Origin of the sequence: Nioella sp. (genome assembly GCF_965215655.1) — a bacterium.
Taxonomy (GTDB): Bacteria; Pseudomonadota; Alphaproteobacteria; order Rhodobacterales; family Rhodobacteraceae; genus Nioella.
On sequence record NZ_OZ244111.1, the window covers coordinates 2,442,068 to 2,459,073 of the forward strand.

Consider the following 17,006-nt stretch of genomic DNA (forward strand, 5'->3'; position numbering starts at 1 on the left):
ACGGGTGTGTCAGGCCGGCTCCTATGTCAGAAGCGCCGACAACTCCGCCAGTGCCTCCGCCTCGGACAGATCAATGGCGTGGCGACGGCTGCCAAGGGCGCGTCCAAGCCGCTTCGAAGCGGCTTCCCCCAACTCCCCCGCCGCCCTAACGACCTGATCCATTTCCTCGCGCTTGCCGTTGCAGTGCAGAACCACGTCACAACCGGCAGCTATGGCCCGCTCCGCTCGTTCACCAATCCCGCCCGGCAGCGCGTTCATCGACAGATCGTCGGTCATCAGCAGTCCCTGAAACCCGATCTCCTCGCGGATCAACCGGATCATCGCCGGGCTGAGCGTTGCGGGCGCATCCGGGTCAATCTCTTCAAACACCAGATGCGCACTCATCCCCCAATGCAGCTTGTTCAGCGCCCGGAACGCCGCGAAATCCGTCTCTTCCAGCGCATCACGCGCGGCGGTCACATGCGGCAACTCGTGATGGCTGTCGAGCGTTCCCAGCCCATGGCCCGGCATATGCTTCATCACCGGAAACACCCCGGCATCCGACAGCCCCTCGGCCACGGCGCGCGATATTTTTACAACGGTTTCAGCATCTTCCCCGTAGCAGCGATTGCGCAGAAACGGGTGCGTCTGGTCCCGCGCGATATCCGCACAGGGCGCGCAATTGCCGTCGATGCCAAGCGCCAGATGTTCCCGTCCGATAAGATAGCTGCGCAGATACATCGACCGCGCGGCGCGCTCTGGTCCGGCCTTGGCCACCTGATCCAAGGGCGGCAGCCATTCGCGCCAATGCGGTGCACGCAGGCGCTGCACCCGCCCGCCTTCCTGATCGACGAAGATCGGCGCCGGCCAACCAACGGCGTTGCGCAGATCGCCGGTCAGCCGCTTCAGTTGCTCGGGCGTTTCCACATTGCGGGCGAACAGGATGAACCCGACCGGCGCCACATCCCCGAAGAACGCCGCCTCGTCGCGCGTGAGCTGCGGGCCGAGGCAGCCGAGGATCGTGGCGCTTTTCGCAGCGTGCACGGGGGCTTAACGCACGGTGACAGGGATACAGGGCGCGCCCTGCGCATTCAGCGCGGTGCAGAAGCGGCGGGCATCCGAGAGATCATCGAACCCGTGCGCGCGCAAGCGGAAGAAGGCCCGCCCGCCAGACACCGCCCGCTGGATCACCCGATCCTTGTCGCGGAAGAAATCCGGGTAGAGACGCGCCAGCCGCGCCCATTCCTCGCGCGCGGTCTCCGCATCGTCAAAAGCCCCGAGCTGCACCAGCCGGGTGCCCGTCGCCAGCCCTTCCGGGTCAAGCTCGGTCACGTCAGCCGAGGCAGATGGCGCGGACACGGGTGCGGCCGGGTCCAGCGAGGCCACCAGCACCACCTCTTCCGGGCGGCTCAGCGGCCTCAGCGAACGGCTGACACCGGGGATGGCGGCGGAGATCACCTCGATCACCGGGCGCGGCGACCCGGCTAGCGCCTCTGCCACGGCAGCCTCCACCGGGTTTTCCACGGCGGCGACCTCGGGCTCGGCCACGGGGTCAAGCGGTTCCAACGGCGTGGCCTCTTCCAGAAGCCGGTCGATCAGCGCCAGCGTTTCCTCGCCCGCGGCGTCCGCAGGCGCGGTGCTGTCCGCCGGAAGGCTGGCAGAGCTCAGGTCGATCTCTTCGATATCCAGCGGCGCCGGGGCCAGAACGATCCGATCGGCGGCCGGCGCCGCCTCCGCCCCTTCGGTAATGCGGTTCACCGCCAGCCCCTGATGGTCCGCCACGGTGCCGCCGGGGTTTTCCGGGGCCACCCGCATCGGCCCTTCCAGCGCCCGGATCACCGGCACGCCAGAGACATCGCGCACCGTCAGCTGCCATGCCCAGATCGCCAGCCCGACGATCAGTGCGACCGACATCAACGCGCCGATCCAGTTCACGATGATGGACATGCCCGACGCGGCGGTTGCGCCCTCGGTGTCATACCGGGACGCGGGTTCGTCATAATACTCAATATCTGCCATGCCTGCCCTCGCTTCCCGGCATGGGCAGTCCGCAAATGGCGCGGCATACCGGGTATTTCATAGCCTGCTCGATCCCCGGTCTTCGCTTTTTCGATGAACGCCCCGTTATGATCGGGGCTGTCCTCAGCGCATTTCTTCGACCGGTGTCACGCCCAAGATACCAAGACCGTTGGAAATAACAACCTGAACGGCACCGATGAGGGCAAGTTTTGCTTTCGATGCAACAGGGTCGTCCTCCTGCAGGAACCGCAGGGCGGGTTCGGCGTTGCCCTTGTTCCACAGCCCATGGAACTCGCTGGCAAGATCATAGAGGTAGAAGGCCACCCTGTGCGGTTCGTGGCTGGTGGCGGCAATCTCGACCAGGCGCGGCCATTCGGCCAGCTTGGCCGCCAGCGCGAACTCCGCCGGATGGGCAATCGGGGACAGGTCCGAGGCATCGGCGGCAATCCCCGCCTCCGCGGCCTTGCGCATCACCGAGCAGATCCGCGCATGGGCGTATTGCACGTAGAAAACCGGGTTGTCCTTGGATTGCTCGCGCACTTTATCCAGATCGAAATCCAGGGGCGCATCGTTCTTGCGGGTCAGCATGACGAAGCGGGTCACATCGGCACCCACCAGATCCACCACGTCGCGCAGGGTCACGAAAGTGCCCGCCCGCTTGGACATCTTGAAGGGCTGCCCGTTCTGATAAAGCTTCACCAGCTGCGTCAGCTTGATATCGAGCGGCACCCGGCCCGCCGACAGGGCCGACACGGCGGCCTTCATCCGCTTGACATAGCCGCCATGGTCGGCCCCGAACACGTCGATCAGCGCATCGAAGCCGCGCTGCACCTTGTCATAGTGATAGGCGATATCGGGGGCGAAATAAGTCCAGGCCCCATCCGATTTCATGATCGGGCGGTCCACGTCATCGCCGTAGTCGGTCGATTTGAACAGGGTCTGCTCGCGCGGCTCCCAATCCTCGGGCGTCTTGCCCTTGGGCGGCTCCAGCACGCCCTTGTAGATCAGGCCCTTGGCCTTCAGATCCTCGATCGCGGCTTCGATCCGGCCCGTGCCGTAAAGCGACTTCTCAGAATAGAACAGGTCCATCTTCACGCCAAGCGCGGCGAGATCCTCGCGGATCAGCGCCATCATCGCGTCGGTGGCGAAGTTGCGTACCTCCACCAGCCAATCGGCCTCGGGCTTGCCCACATAGGCATCGCCCACCTTGGCCTTCAGTGCCTCGCCCACCTCGATCAGGTAATCGCCTGGATAGGTGCCGTCCTCGAATGCCACCTCCTGCCCGTGGGCCTCCAGGTAACGCAGGTAGACGGACCGCGCCAGCACATCGACCTGCGCGCCGCCATCGTTGATATAGTATTCGCGCGTCACCTCATGACCGGCGAAATCGAGCAGCGAGGCCAGCGCATCGCCAAAGACCGCGCCCCGCGTGTGGCCCACATGCAGCGGCCCGGTGGGGTTGGCAGACACATATTCCACATTGACCTTCTGCCCCTGCCCCATGCCAGAGCGGCCATAGTCGGCGCCCTCCGCCAGCACACCGGCAATGACGCCCCGCCAGGTCGCCTCCGACAGCCGCAGGTTCAGAAACCCCGGCCCTGCGACTTCCGCCGTCTCGATCCGTCCATCCGCCGACAGCTTGCCCGACAGCGCCTCGGCAATGTCGCGCGGCTTCATGCCCGCGGGCTTAGCCAGCACCATCGCCGCATTCGTCGCCATATCCCCATGTGCCGCATCTCGCGGCGGTTCCACGGCGACGTTCTTCATGTCGAGCCCAGAGGGCAACGCCCCGTCCGAGGCCAGCGCCTCAAGGCTTTCGATCACAAGCGCACGGATATCGGCGAAAAGGGTCATGTCACGGGTCCTGTCTGATTGGGCGCGGGTTTATCACGGGCACCGCCAAGGTCAATCACCGAGCCACACCGCCCTTTCATCTTGGCAAAAATACCTCGGGGGAGGAGCGAAGCGACGGGGGCAGAGCCCCTGCCATCCGCGCCACGGACGGCACCGCCGCCTTCCGCATCGACCTGGCCACATTCCCGTGGCAACACGGCCTGACGAGGCCTCCCGCCAAGCGGGAGGTTGAGGAAGGCCGTTCCCGGGTCGACGCCAAAGGCGGCGAAACCGCGTTACTTGCTGGCGCCACCCGGTGCAGGCGGTTCCGGCTCATAAGACGTCACCGGCCCGCAATAGGCATAGACCCCGGCCCAGTGCTCCTGCACGAAGACCACGTCATTCTCCCAGCCCGGCATGATCAGATAACGCGCGGTCCAGGTCTCTCCCTCGCCCGAACATTGCGCGTCATAGAGCCAGGCCCCTGCCATCCCCCGCACCGCTTCCGGGTTCGACACGGTGCAGGCGCTTTCGTAGAACAGGATCTGCGATCCGTTCAGCTCCATCCCGCCATCGGAATAGAGGTTGCCGCTGCAACCATTCAGCTCGTAGCGGCCCTGCGGCAGGTTCTGGGCCATGCTGGCACTTGCAGCCAGCGACAGGACGCAAACCGATGCAAACAACCGGATCATCGAAAACTCCTTTCGGGGACAAATCTCACCCCGAACCAGAGCACGCCCCGCGCCGCCTGTCACGTGTTTCCGATCAGGTCCCTGTGCTGCTGCAGCGCAAAGCGGTCGGTCATCCCGGCGATGTAGTCCGCGACCAGCCGGGCGCGGGCCACCTCATCGCGGGCCGCCTCCACGTCCTGCTTCCATTCCTCGGGCAAGAGTTCGGGCCGCGCCATGTAGAGCGGGAAGAGCTCCTCCACCACCCGTGTCACCCGTTTGCGCATCTCGACGACCGAGGGCGCGCGGTACATGCGCGAGAAGAGGAACGCCCGGATCTCCTTCAGATCGGCAAAGAGCGGATCCGAGAACCGCACCATCGGTCGCCCTGCCCCGCGAAGCTCTTCGACGCTCAACGGGGCCGTTTCCGCCAGCCGCGCGCGCGATGTGTCGATCACGTCGCTGACCATCACCCCGAAAACCCGCCGCAATGCCTCGGCCCGGCGGCGTTTCCTGTCCAGCCCCGGCCAATCCCGGTCGACCTCCGCATAGGCCGCGCCCACAATGGGCAGCTCCGCCGCCTCGGCATCCGTGAAGAGGCCCGCCCGCAGCCCGTCAGCGAGATCGTGGTTGTTATAGGCCACATCGTCCGACACGGCGGCGACCTGCGCCTCGCCGCTGGCATGGGTGTCCAGTTCCAGATCGTGCCGGGCATTGTAATCGGCCAGCGCGAAGGGCAGCGGCGCGGGCACCGGGCCGTTATGCTTGGCGATCCCTTCCAGCGTTTCCCATGTCAGGTTGAGCCCGTCAAAGCCTGCATAATTCCGTTCCAGCGATGTCACGATCTTTAGCGCCTGCGCATTGTGATCGAACCCGCCATAGGGGGCCATCAACGCATCGAGCGCATCCTCGCCGGTATGGCCAAAGGGCGTGTGGCCAAGGTCATGGGCCAGCGCCACGGCTTCGGTCAGATCCTCGTTCAGCCCAAGGGCGCGGGCGATGGTGCGCGCCACCTGCGCCACCTCGATCGAATGGGTCAGCCGGGTGCGGAAATAATCGCCCTCATGTTCCACGAAGACCTGCGTCTTGTGCTTGAGACGGCGGAACGCGCCCGCGTGGATGATCCGGTCGCGGTCGCGCTGGAAGGGCGAGCGAAAGGCGCTCTCTTCCTCTGTGAACAGCCTGCCACGGCTTTCATCCGGGTTGCAGGCATAGGGTGCTGCCATCGCCCCTGCCTCCTTCTGCCTTGTGGTCCCCGCGGCTCTCTGTCCGCTGTTATCCTTGGGGCTATAGCAGCGGGAGTGGCCGCTGACGAGGGGTCACTCGGTCGAGAGCCAGCCGATCACGGTCGAGACCAGCGGGCCGATCACCGGCAGCTGCGCGACCGTGCTTTCCAGAAAGCCCTGTGCGGCTTCCGCCACGAAAGCCCGCCCCTGCAACATGCGCTCCAGCTCTCGCGAGCAGTCGGCGCTGCCGGTGACGGTCTGATCGTCATTGGCAATGGCCGCATTGAGCAGTTCGAGACAATCGGCGGCCTGATGGATGCCCGCCGCGCTTTGCCCGGCCAGCCCGGAGGCGGCCCCGAAAGCGCCCGCGAAGATCGCCGTTGGCGGGCGTTGTCCGGCCAATGCAACGGCGCTGCCGACCTCCGAAATGATAACGCGCAGTTCCCGGACTTCCGGCACGGCATCCTCGCTGACACCGAGCGTCAGCAGGCTGGCATGCAGCACGGACACGAAGCGCAGAGCCGGAGAGTTGGGCCGGGTCGGGTCGATCAGATCGTTGCGCAGGCGGATCAGGCGACGGGCCTGCGCCAGAAGCGCGGCGATCACCTCCTCTCGCTCTTCCTCCCCGGCTACAGTGGCGGCCCCGGCGGCCAGTCGGGTTTCGTGCAGCAGGTGATAGGTCAGCCGGTCCTGCGCGCGGGCCAGCAGCTCCGCGCGGGCACGGCTGTCATCCGGCAGCGCCTCGGCCTCGTCTAGGATCGCAGAGACCGACTGGCGCAGCAGATCGGTACGGGCCGCCAACAGCTCGATCAGTTCTTCAAACGCATCGGCGGTAGCGGGATCGGTCAGGCGGATCAGGGCCGCAGTGCTGGCCGCGAGGCGGCGATGGTCCTCGGGCGCGGCAGTTGCAACGGCCCGCGCCAGCGCCTCGGCCTCCGGACGCGGGTCGAGGGGGCCGTCTTCGCGCGGGAAGATCTCCAGCCGACCGATCAGGGCATAGTCCGGCCGGTCCAGCGCGGGCAGAACCGCACGCGCGGCCTCCCACTGATGCAAGCCATGCAGATGGGCGCTGACGGCACGGGCCTCTGCCTCGGCCTCCAGCCAGTCACCGATCTGGTCATGCAGCGTTTCGAACCGGTCAAGGGCGGGGCGCAGGATCGCCTCGGCCTCATCCGCAGTGTAGCGCCCGGCGCGCACGGCGCGCACCCATCCCGACAGGGTGCGGTCAGCGGTGCGATAGAGCGGGCGCAGATGCGACCAGGACTGGAACAGACCGCCGGCAGAGGATGAGAGGTAGTCATACCCCTCCTCCGTCACGCCACGCCGATCGAAGATCGCCCGCAGAGTGTCGTCCGATACGTCGAGATCATATGTCCCGTCATGAGCCTCATAGAGCAGCGCAACGCGGTCCCGGATCGCCTGGATCGGCAGGCTGTCGGTCTGAGCACCGGCCGGGGCAGTCAGAGACAGGACCGCGACCAGAGCGGACAGGACGAAATGGACAAGGGTGGAATTGATGCGCAGTGCGTTCATGTCGGACCTTTCCTGGCGTGACCAGAACAACGGATCATTCCCAGCCTGGCTGCCCATATGTCGCTCCGCCGGTCGCCTTGGTTCAGGTTGTGTACGTCACTCTCTTGTGAGTGGATGTTACACGTCCTATTTTTGTATCACACGACCAGATTCAATCCGACCTCCGGGACCCTGCCCATGCTGACCCTGCCTCCGAAAGTCACCGACCGCGCCTTTGCCCGGATCGCCGAAATCAACGCGGCTTCGGGCGAGGAAAAGGCGCTGCGCGTCGCCGTCGAGGGCGGCGGCTGTTCCGGGTTCCAGTACGAAATCACGCTCGACGCGCCATCCGAAGATGACCTGGTGCTGGAAGGCAGCGGTCAGAAAGTGGTGGTGGACAGCGTGTCCCTGCCCTTCCTGTCGGATGCGGTGATCGACTTCACCGAGGAATTGATCGGCGCGCGGTTCACCATCGAGAACCCGAACGCCACCTCCTCCTGCGGCTGCGGAACCTCCTTCTCGATGTAACGGGCCGCTCTGACACGGCTTGACACCGATCAAGGCCCGACACACCCAAAGCGCGCAGCATGGGGACAGCCGACAAAGGAGCTGACCCATGACCCGACCCACCTTCACCGCAACGCTCGACGCCCCGAACCTTCTGGTCATGGACGTCACGGGACAGATGGATTCCGTGGCGATGGAAATCGCCCTCACCATGCTGGTGCCGGTGGTCAAGGACATGCGCCATGGCGGGGCGCTGCTGCGCGCCAGCGGGGTGGAATGGCCGACCCTTGGCGCGATCGGGGTCGAGTTGCGCCACTGGGGGCAACTGATGGCAATGATCCGCAAGGTGGACAAGATCGCGGTGCTGACCGATCAGGGATGGGTCAGGAACCTTGCCGCCGTGGAAAGCCTTCTGGTCCCGAACCTCGAAATCCGCTCCTTTGCGCCTGATGCAGAGGCTGACGCGCGGGCCTGGCTGACGGGCGGCGCACCGGAAGCCGGGGTCACGCCGTAACCTGCCTAGTCCGCTTCGGGCAAAAGAGTTTCCACAAGGCCGAGCGATGTGCCCGAACCGATCAGCGCATCGGCGCGTTCGGCCATGTCGGCAATGCTGACATAAAGGCTGATATCCCCTGCCCCGGAACCGGCGTGCAACAGCGCGGCAAGGGCCTCATCCACCAGGTCCGCGGCCTCCGCGTCCGAGTTCTGCGCAGCGTCCGGCAGGGGCGCGGGCGTGGGCATGGTCGAGGGCGGGATCATCGGGGATGCCGCGGAATATCCGCTGCTGGACGCTGTCATCTGGCGGGTCGGGCTGGCATCGGCAATGACCATGCGGTCGAGCGCGCCCGCCTCGGCCTCGGCCCCGGCGCGCAGGTGGTCGGCGCGGCTGTCCAGCCGAGCGGCGGCATGGCCAAGCAGCAGGTCGCGCAGCGGCCCCGGTTCGGTCAGGGCGGCCATGCGGATCAGCGGGGCAACCGGCTGCGCGGCAAAACCCTCGCGGGTAGCCAGCGTGGTCAGGCTGCGTTCCAGCTGCACGTCACCGGGCAGGCCAAACAGCTCTTCCAGCAGGCGCGCCTCGATCAGCAGAGCCCGACGGCGGGCAGGACTGGCCGCCCCATCGGCCACAAGGCCCTCGGCCCGCGAGGCAAGCCAGGCAAAGGCCATGTCGGCGGTCGTCGCATCGGGGCTGTCAGGCGTTGGCACGGCGGGGATGATCTGCAAGGCCGCAATCGCCGACGGATCGGGGCTGAGTGCGACGCCCCAGACCGCATCGGCCTCGGACAGCGCATGGTAATAGAGCGCATCGCAACAGCCGATCTCCTGCGCCAGATCGGTCCACAAGCCACGTTCGGCCATACGCGCGACATCGTCTTCCAGCCAGTCAGGGATATGTCCGGCAATCACCGCGACCTGTTCCATGGCGGGGGCCAGCGCGGCCTCGGCCTCTGCGCGGGTTACGCGGCCTTCGGTCAGCGCCTCGTCCCAGGTGTTCAGGGTCTGAAGCTGGGTGGAAAAGAACGTGTCATGCTGCGCCCAACGGTCCTGCAAAAGCTGGCTCCAATTGTCGAGATAGCGCCGGGAAAAGACGATGTCGCTTTCGATGAAGGCGCGGCTGAGCTGACCCCGCACGATGCCCAGCGCCGGGGTTGACGCAGCCTCTTCGCGCAGCTCGGTCAGCTCGGCGCGGAAGCCCGCGACAAGCGAATCCTCCTGCGCCCGCGCGGCGAAGGGCAGCGCAAGCAGGATGGCGATGATAAGGAGGGTCTGTCTGATCATGGGTCTGGTCGCTCGATATTATTGTTGTGCCGAGATCTCCACGCCGGGGACCAGCGGTGCCCTTTCTGCCGCCGCGTCATCATCGGCCATGACCCGCATCGGCAGGAGCAGGAAGATCACGAACAGGACAGTGAGGAAATTACGCATGGGTCTGGTCCACTCTTTGGGGCACGTCACTTGAATTAATAGTGTCACATTGACACTTTAATGGCAACCCCCCTTGGCTTTGCGGGCCAGACCGGCAAAAATGGGTGCAATATCTGTACATTGAACACGAACTGGACCCGCGCCATGAAGATCGCCACCTTCAACATCAACGGAATCAAGGCGCGCTATCCGGCGCTGTGCGACTGGCTGGACGAATCACAGCCCGACGTTGCGCTGCTGCAGGAGATCAAGTCGGTGGATGAAAACTTCCCCCGCGAGATGTTCGAGGAACGCGGCTATAACGTGGAAACCCACGGACAGAAGAGCTTCAACGGCGTGGCGATCCTGTCGAAGCTGCCGCTGGAGGACGTCACGCGCGGCCTTCCCGGCGATGAGGCGGACGAACAGGCCCGCTGGATAGAGGCGACGGTGGTGGGCGAGACCCATGCGGTGCGTCTCTGCGGACTGTACCTGCCCAATGGCAACCCCTGCCCCGGCCCCAAATACGATTACAAGCTCGCGTGGATGGCCCGGATGGAGGCGCGGGCGCGGGCGCTGCTGGCCGAGGAAATGCCGGTGGTGATGGCGGGCGATTACAACATCATCCCGCAGGACGAGGACGCCGCCCGGCCCGAGGCCTGGAAAGACGACGCGCTGGCCCGGCCCGAAAGCCGCGCCGCCTATCGCCGCATTCTGAACCTCGGGTTTACCGAAGCATTCCGCGCGCGGGTGGCGGGGCCGGATCACTATTCCTTCTGGGATTACCAGGCCGGTGCTTGGCAAAGGAATGACGGCATCCGCATTGATCACCTGCTGCTTAGCGCACAGGCGGCGGATCTGCTGGAGGAGTGCCAGATCGACAAGGACATCCGCGCGCGGGAAAAGCCATCGGATCACGTCCCGGTCTGGATTGAACTGGCAGCCTGACACCCCCCGTAATTTCGCAGCGCTTTGCGCGCCGGCCCGCGCGGCCCTGACGGGCCGCGGGGAATGCCTTTGCAAGGGCATTGGGCCGCTTTTGCAGCGGCTGCAGCGGAGCAGGCCCTGTCAGTCAATAACGGAAAGCAGATCAGCCCGTGGCGCGGATCGGGCGAATGTCCTCCCGCCAGCTCAGGCCGCGATCCAGCAAAAGCCGCTGCGCCCGGCCCGGGTAATCGGTGATGATCCCGTCAACGCCCGCATCGATCGCGCGCAGAATGTCCTCGGGGCTGTTTACTGTCCAGGTGTTGACGATCAGCCCCAGATCGCGGGCCAGCGCCACCTCCTCGCGGTCCAGATCCTCATGATAGGGGCACCAGAGCGTTCCCCCCATCTGCGAGATAATGCGGGGCAGCGACCCGTCGAACCGCGCCCAGGGGGCCGATCCGATCCAGGGCGAACCGTCGAACACATTCGCATCCATCGGCGGATTGGGACGCGGCAAGTAGCTGAGATAGGACCTGGGCAGATCGGGCGCCTTGCGCGCCACCTCGTCCAGTACCCGCCAGTCGAAGCTTTGCAGGATTGCCCTGCCTTCCAACCCGTGCGTGCGCAGAACCGACAGCACCGAGGCCACATAGTCGGGGATCGGCGGCGTGAAATCGGGATGGTCCGGATGGCTCTTGATCTCGATATTCAGCCAGATCTCCCGATAGGCCGGTTCTGCCAGTATCCGCGTGAGATCTTCGAAACGTGGAATCCTCAGGCCGTTCAGAAAGGCCTGATCGGGATAGCGCGCGGCATAGGTGGTGCCCGCCCGCAGCCCGCCCACATCGTAGCGGCTCAACTCCTCATAGGTCAGATCATGAATACGCGGCCCCTCCCCCGACAGCCAGTTGCCTTCGGCGTCGCGGGTCGAGGCGGACATGAGCCGGGGATTGTGGGTGATGACCGGAATACCATCGCGGGTGGAGAGGATATCCAGCTCCACCACCTGCACGCCGATATCGAAGGTGTTGCGAAAGGCCAGCAGCGTGTTTTCCGGCAGGACCCCGCGTGCAGCCCGGTGCCCGTGGAGCCGCACGATGCCGGGGGCCCGGCGCAGGGGAGAGAGCCGGTCCACCATCTCAGCCGATCCGCCGGTCGGTCTGCGCGTCAAACAGATACACCAGCTCAGGCGGCAGCGAGAACCGCAGTCTGTCGCCGATTTGCACCTCTGAAATACCCTCCAGGCTGATCACCATCTGCTGATCCGTGCCCTGAAGCGGCCCATGCAGCAGGGTGACTCCGCCCAGATGTTCCAGAAGTTCGACCTCCATTTCGATGGGGCCGGACGGGTCGCGCACAAGATGCTCGGGCCGCAATCCGCAGATCACGCCGCCGCGTGCGGATTGAGCCGTGGGCACCACCGCCCCATTTGGAAGCGTGACCGAGAGGCCATCGGCGGTCGCGCGGAAGAAATTCATCGCAGGGCTGCCGATGAAGCCTGCCACGAAGACGGATGCGGGGCGTTCATAAAGCTCGATCGGGGTGCCGAACTGTTCCACGTAACCGCCATTCAACACCATCAGCCGGTCGCCAAGCGTCATTGCCTCGACCTGATCATGGGTCACGAAAATCGATGTCACACCAAGCCGCTTTTGCAATTTGCGGATCTCCAGTCGCATCTGCACCCGCAGCTTGGCATCGAGGTTCGACAGCGGCTCATCGAACAGGAACACCTGCGGGTCGCGCACGATGGCGCGGCCCATGGCCACCCGCTGACGCTGTCCGCCTGACAGCTGCCGGGGCTTGCGGTCGAGATACTGGGCGATTTCCAGGATTTCGGCGGCTTCCTGCACGCGGCGATCAATCTCTGCCTTGGGCATTTTGCGGATCTTCAGACCATAGGCCATATTCTGGCGCACGGTCATATGCGGATAAAGCGCGTAGTTCTGGAACACCATGGCAATGTCGCGGTCTGCCGGTTCCAGCCCGTTGACCATCTTGTCGCCGATAAACACCTCGCCCGAGGTGATGCTTTCCAGCCCCGCGATCATCCGCAACAGGGTGGACTTGCCGCAGCCCGAGGGACCCACGATGACGACAAACTCGCCATCCTCGATGTCCGCGCCGATGTGATGCAAGACCTCGGTCGGCCCATAGGATTTCGTAAGGGAGTCGAGCGTAATTCCAGCCATTTGGCGCGTCCTATTTGTCGGTCTCGGTCAGCCCTTGCACGAAGAGCTTTTGCATAGCGATCACCACGAAGATCGGCGGGATCATGGCCAGAAGGGCCGTCATCATGATGATATTCCACTGGGGTGACTGTTCTGCCGCCTCCAGCATCTGCTTGATCGAGACCACGATGGTCATCATGTCGGTGTCGGTGGTGATCAGAAGCGGCCAGAGATACTGGTTCCAGCCATAGATGAAGAGGATTACGAAAAGCGCCGCGATATTGGTGCGCGACAGCGGAATGACGATGTCCCAGAAGAACCGCATCGGCCCTGCCCCGTCGATCCGGGCACTTTCCAGCATCTCGTCGGGGATGGTCAGAAACACCTGCCGAAACATGAAGGTGGCCGTGGCCGAGGCAATGAGAGGCACCGTCAGCCCCCAGTAGCTGTTCAGCATGCCGAGATCCGCGATCACCTCGAAGGTGGGCAGGATGCGCACCTCGACCGGCAGCATCAGGGTGATGAAGATCATCCAGAAGAACCCCATTCGGAAGGGGAACTTGAAATAGACGATGGCAAAGGCCGACAGCAGCGAAATGGCGATTTTGCCGATGGCGATCATAAGCGCCATGATCATAGAGTTCATCAGCATCATCCACACGGGCGCGGTATTGGTGCCTTCCAGCCCCGATCCCCAGAGCGTCTGGCGCAGGTTCACGAAGAACTGGTCGCCGGGCAGCATCGGGATGGGCGTTTGCAGCATCCGTTCGGCCTCGTGGCTGGCCCCGACGAAGGTGATCCAGACCGGCAGCGCCACGATGGCAACGCCAAGCAGCAGCACGATATGGGCCAGGATCGACAGGAGGGGACGATTTTCAACCATCAGTACTGAACCCTCTTTTCGATGAAGCGGAACTGGATGACCGTCATGACGATGACCAGGAACATCAGGATGACCGACTGCGCCGCCGATCCGCCAAGGTCGAGGCCGATGAAGCCATCGTTATAGACCTTGTAGACCAGCGTCGTGGTGGCGTTGGCGGGGCCGCCTTGCGTGACCGCATGAATGATCCCGAAGGTTTCGAAGAATGCATAGACCGCGTTGATGACCAGCAGGAAGAAGGTGGTGGGCGAAATCAGCGGGAAGATGATCGTTGCAAAGCGCCGAATCGGGCCTGCTCCGTCGATGGCGGCAGCCTCGATGATCGAGCGTGGGATCGACTGCATCGCGGCAAGGTAGAACAGGAAGTTATAGGCCACCTGCTTCCATGCTGCGGCGATGATCACAAGGAACATCGCCTGACGGCCATTCAGGTAATGGTTCCAGTCATATCCAACCATTTCAAGCAGATAGGGGAAGATCCCGATGGTCGGATTGAACATGAAGAGGAACAGCGCCCCGGCCAGAACCGGCGCCACCGCATAGGGCCAGATCAGAAGCGTGCGATAGGTGGTCGAGCCGCGGATCACCCGGTCGGCAAAGCCCGCGAGGATCAGCGCGAAACTCATCGACAGGAACGCGACGGCGGCGGAGAAGAAGATCGTCCGGCCAAAGCTGTCGCGGTAATGGTCATCCTGCAGCAGGTATTCGAAATTCTCGAACCAGACAAACTCCGTCGAGAAGCCGAAGGCGTCCTCGATCAGGAAGGACTGGTAGACCGCCTGGCTTGCGGGCCAGATGAAGAAGATCAGCGTGATGATGACCTGCGGCGCGACCAGAAGATAGGGCAGCAGGGACGCCGGGAAGTGAACGCGCTTGAGCATCGGGAAGGAACCGGGTGCGGAAGGGAAAGGCCCGGCGACTGGATGAAGCCGCCGGGCGTTCTCGCGTCAGCTGGACGCGATCAGTTCACGGACCGCTCGAAGCGGCGCAGCAGCTCGTTGCCGCGTTCGACCGCGTTGTCGAGCGCTTCCTGGGCGGTCTGGTCACCGGACCACAGCGCTTCCAGCTCTTCGTTGATCACGTCACGCACCTGCACGAAGTTGCCGAAGCGGATGCCACGGGAATTCGGGGTGGGGGCGTTCAGGCTAAGCTGCTGGATGGCGGTGTCGGTGCCGGGGTTTTCCGCGTAGAAGCCCTGCTCCTGCCCCAGCTCGTAGGCCGCCGTGGTGATCGGCACATAGCCGGTTTCCTGGCTCCACCAGGCCTGCACCTCGGGCGAGGACAGGTAGGTCAGGAACTGAGCCAGGCCCTCGTATTCCTCGGCATCATGGCCACGCAGCGCCCACAGGGTCGCGCCGCCGATGATCGAGTTCTGCGGCGCATCCGCAAGATCGGTGTCAAGCGGCAGCATGGCCTGACCGAACTCGAACTCCGCCTGTGCCACCATCGACCCGTAATAGGCCGAGGAGTTCATCCACATGCCGCATTCGCCATTGGTGAACATCGGCAGCGAGTCACCGCGACGCCCGCCATAGACGAAGAGGTTGCCCTCCTGCATGTCGGCGATGCGCTGCAGACGGTTGGCGACAGCTTCGGTGTTGAAGGTGAATTCGGTATCGAACCCGGCAAAGCCGTTTTCCTGGGTGCCCATGGGCATGTCGTGCCAGGCCGAGAAGTTCTCGATCATCACCCAGCTTTGCCAACCAAAGGAGAAGCCGCATTCCATGCCACTATCGACCAATGCCTGAGCGGCGGTTTCCATTTCATCCCAGGTGGTGGGTACGTCGACGCCAGCCGCGGCCAGCGCGTCGGCATTGTACCACAGAACCGGGGACGAGCTGTTGAAGGGCATCGACAGCAACTCGCCTTCCGGGGTCTGGTAATAGGACACAACGGCGGGCAGATAGGCGTCGCCATCGAAGGGCTCACCGGCATCGGCCATCATTTCCTCGACCGGGTAGATCGCGCCCTCTGCGGCCATCATGGTGGCGGTGCCGACCTCGAAGACCTGCACCAGATGCGGCTGCTCACCGGCGCGGAAGGCAGCGATGGCGGCAGTCATGGTCTCGGTGTAGTTGCCCTTGTAGGTGGGCACGATCACGTAGTCGGACTGCATGGCGTTGAACTCGGCGGCCATACGGTCGATGCGCTCACCGTTAGCGCCGCCCATGGCGTGCCACCAATGAATCTCGGTCTGTGCGGCGGCAGCCCCGGCCATCAGGCCCACGAGGGCGGAACTCGCCAATAGCGTCTTGGTGAAGGTCATTTCTTCTCTCCCTGACAGAAATGCAGCAGTTATGCGCGGCAGCTTTCGGGAGAGACGGAAATAATTCAAGTGAATTTTTTATGTCCAATTTCATAACATTGTATTATATTCTGCGTTTGAAAACAGTTGCGTTTGCAGTAGCAGAAAGAGGACTAACCCATTGAAATTTCAGCTCAGACAACTGGAAGCCTTCCGCGCTGTCGCGGAAACGGGCAATGTCACAAAGGCCGCTCAGGCGCTTGGGGTGTCACAACCCGCTGTCAGCCGATTGCTGTCGGATTTCTCCAAATCCATCGGCTTCGAGCTGTTCGAGCGCCGACAGGGGCTGCTGCACCCGACCAGTGAGTCGCGCTATCTGCTGACCGAGGTGCGCCGGGTTCTGGACGGGCTGGAGCATCTCGAAGACCTGCGCCGCGACCTGACTGAACGCACCGCCGGGCACATCCGCATCGCCTGTCTGCCGGGGTTTGCCACCAGCCATCTGCCGGGCGTGCTGATGCGCTTTCTGGCGGACCGGCCCGGTGTCACGGTCACGCTGGAACCCGACCGGCCCGAACGCATCCTCGAATGGATCATCGGCGAGCAATATGATTGCGGCATCACCGACGCCTTTCCCGGTCACCCCGCCACGGAAAGCAGCGATGTGCTGATCCGGTCGGTCTGCATCCTGCCCAAAGGGCACCGGCTGGCCGAAAAAAGCCACATCACCCCGATTGATCTGGCCGAGGAAAAGATGATCCACACCCGCCGCGACAGCCGCTTCTTTCACCGCCTCAGCCGGGCGTTCTCCAATTACGGGGTTGAGATCAATTCCTGGATCGAGGTGCGCCAGTTCACCGCCGCCTGCACCATCGTTGCCGAGGGCATGGGCGCGTCCGTGGTCAGCGCATTGGATGCCGCGCAGTTCGAAGGGCAAGGCGTGGTGATCCGCCCCTTCACGCCGCCCATCCATCACCGGCTGACCATCCTGCGCCCCGCCACCGGCAGCCGCACGCCCATCGTGCTGGATTTCATCGACGCCTTCACCCGCAGCCTGGACCCTTACCTCGCCAGCGCCGGCAGCGGCGGCGATCCGGGCTGAGGCGACACTGGCAGGGTTCGCAACCGGATTGG

17 protein-coding genes are annotated in these 17,006 nt (G+C 64.1%); 4 read left to right on the forward strand and 13 right to left on the reverse strand.

What is annotated here, in order from left to right; translation table 11 throughout:
• Positions 1-21: 21 nt before the first annotated feature.
• From ACOOEX_RS12205 to ACOOEX_RS12230, 6 genes are all read right to left on the reverse strand, one after another.
• The gene (locus tag ACOOEX_RS12205; RefSeq protein WP_420395083.1) at positions 22-1,023 is read right to left on the reverse strand and encodes a glycoside hydrolase family 3 N-terminal domain-containing protein; all 1,002 of its coding nucleotides are present in this window, start codon (positions 1,021-1,023) and stop codon (positions 22-24) included.
• A gap of 6 nt (positions 1,024-1,029) precedes the next feature.
• A complete protein-coding gene (locus tag ACOOEX_RS12210; RefSeq protein ID WP_420395084.1) occupies positions 1,030-1,998 on the reverse strand; it encodes an SPOR domain-containing protein in 969 nt (322 codons plus the stop codon).
• Between the two features lie 123 nt (positions 1,999-2,121).
• Positions 2,122-3,852 carry an arginine--tRNA ligase gene (gene argS, locus ACOOEX_RS12215; RefSeq protein WP_420395085.1) on the reverse strand — a complete coding sequence of 577 codons (1,731 nt, stop codon included), beginning with the start codon at positions 3,850-3,852 and terminating at the stop codon, positions 2,122-2,124.
• A 275-nt stretch (positions 3,853-4,127) separates the two neighbouring features.
• Entirely contained in the window at positions 4,128-4,523 is a 396-nt protein-coding gene (locus ACOOEX_RS12220; protein WP_420395086.1) for a hypothetical protein, read from the reverse strand.
• A 59-nt stretch (positions 4,524-4,582) separates the two neighbouring features.
• Positions 4,583-5,725 carry a deoxyguanosinetriphosphate triphosphohydrolase gene (locus ACOOEX_RS12225; RefSeq protein ID WP_420395087.1) on the reverse strand — a complete coding sequence of 381 codons (1,143 nt, stop codon included), beginning with the start codon at positions 5,723-5,725 and terminating at the stop codon, positions 4,583-4,585.
• Between the two features lie 93 nt (positions 5,726-5,818).
• Positions 5,819-7,258: a hypothetical protein gene (locus tag ACOOEX_RS12230; RefSeq protein ID WP_420395088.1), complete on the reverse strand. Its 1,440-nt coding sequence runs from the start codon at positions 7,256-7,258 to the stop codon at positions 5,819-5,821.
• A 177-nt stretch (positions 7,259-7,435) separates the two neighbouring features.
• Here ACOOEX_RS12230 and ACOOEX_RS12235 point away from each other — a divergent pair, with 177 nt between their 5' ends.
• Entirely contained in the window at positions 7,436-7,765 is a 330-nt protein-coding gene (locus tag ACOOEX_RS12235; protein ID WP_193600204.1) for a HesB/IscA family protein, read from the forward strand.
• 88 nt (positions 7,766-7,853) lie between these two features.
• Positions 7,854-8,258 (forward strand): STAS/SEC14 domain-containing protein, encoded by a 405-nt coding sequence (locus tag ACOOEX_RS12240; RefSeq protein ID WP_420395089.1) that lies wholly within the window; start codon positions 7,854-7,856, stop codon positions 8,256-8,258.
• A gap of 5 nt (positions 8,259-8,263) precedes the next feature.
• On the opposite strand, the gene ACOOEX_RS12245 is transcribed toward ACOOEX_RS12240, so the two are convergent.
• Entirely contained in the window at positions 8,264-9,520 is a 1,257-nt protein-coding gene (locus tag ACOOEX_RS12245) for a hypothetical protein (RefSeq protein WP_420395090.1), read from the reverse strand.
• 18 nt (positions 9,521-9,538) lie between these two features.
• Entirely contained in the window at positions 9,539-9,667 is a 129-nt protein-coding gene (locus ACOOEX_RS12250; protein WP_420395091.1) for a hypothetical protein, read from the reverse strand.
• Positions 9,668-9,811: 144 nt separating this feature from the next.
• On the opposite strand from ACOOEX_RS12250, the gene xth reads away from it, so the two are divergent.
• A complete protein-coding gene (gene xth, locus ACOOEX_RS12255; RefSeq protein WP_420398368.1) occupies positions 9,812-10,594 on the forward strand; it encodes an exodeoxyribonuclease III in 783 nt (260 codons plus the stop codon).
• Between the two features lie 142 nt (positions 10,595-10,736).
• Here xth and ACOOEX_RS12260 read toward each other — a convergent pair whose 3' ends face one another.
• From ACOOEX_RS12260 to ugpB, 5 genes are all read right to left on the reverse strand, one after another.
• Positions 10,737-11,744: a glycerophosphodiester phosphodiesterase gene (locus tag ACOOEX_RS12260; protein WP_420395092.1), complete on the reverse strand. Its 1,008-nt coding sequence runs from the start codon at positions 11,742-11,744 to the stop codon at positions 10,737-10,739.
• On the reverse strand, positions 11,713-12,765 hold the full coding sequence (locus ACOOEX_RS12265) for a sn-glycerol-3-phosphate import ATP-binding protein UgpC (RefSeq protein WP_420395093.1): 1,053 nt from the start codon (positions 12,763-12,765) through the stop codon (positions 11,713-11,715). Before ACOOEX_RS12265 ends, ACOOEX_RS12260 begins: the two co-directional genes overlap by 32 nt.
• A 10-nt stretch (positions 12,766-12,775) precedes the next feature.
• Positions 12,776-13,627, reverse strand: a complete 852-nt coding sequence (gene ugpE, locus ACOOEX_RS12270; protein ID WP_416932438.1) for a sn-glycerol-3-phosphate ABC transporter permease UgpE — start codon at positions 13,625-13,627, stop codon at positions 12,776-12,778.
• Positions 13,627-14,508: a sn-glycerol-3-phosphate ABC transporter permease UgpA gene (ugpA, locus tag ACOOEX_RS12275; RefSeq protein ID WP_420395094.1), complete on the reverse strand. Its 882-nt coding sequence runs from the start codon at positions 14,506-14,508 to the stop codon at positions 13,627-13,629. The genes ugpE and ugpA overlap by 1 nt, the downstream gene beginning before the upstream one ends.
• Positions 14,509-14,588: 80 nt before the next feature.
• Positions 14,589-15,893, reverse strand: a complete 1,305-nt coding sequence (gene ugpB / locus ACOOEX_RS12280; RefSeq protein WP_420395095.1) for a sn-glycerol-3-phosphate ABC transporter substrate-binding protein UgpB — start codon at positions 15,891-15,893, stop codon at positions 14,589-14,591.
• A 160-nt stretch (positions 15,894-16,053) separates the two neighbouring features.
• Between ugpB and ACOOEX_RS12285 the strand changes: the two genes are divergently transcribed.
• A complete protein-coding gene (locus tag ACOOEX_RS12285; protein ID WP_420395096.1) occupies positions 16,054-16,974 on the forward strand; it encodes a LysR substrate-binding domain-containing protein in 921 nt (306 codons plus the stop codon).
• Positions 16,975-17,006: the final 32 nt, after the last annotated feature.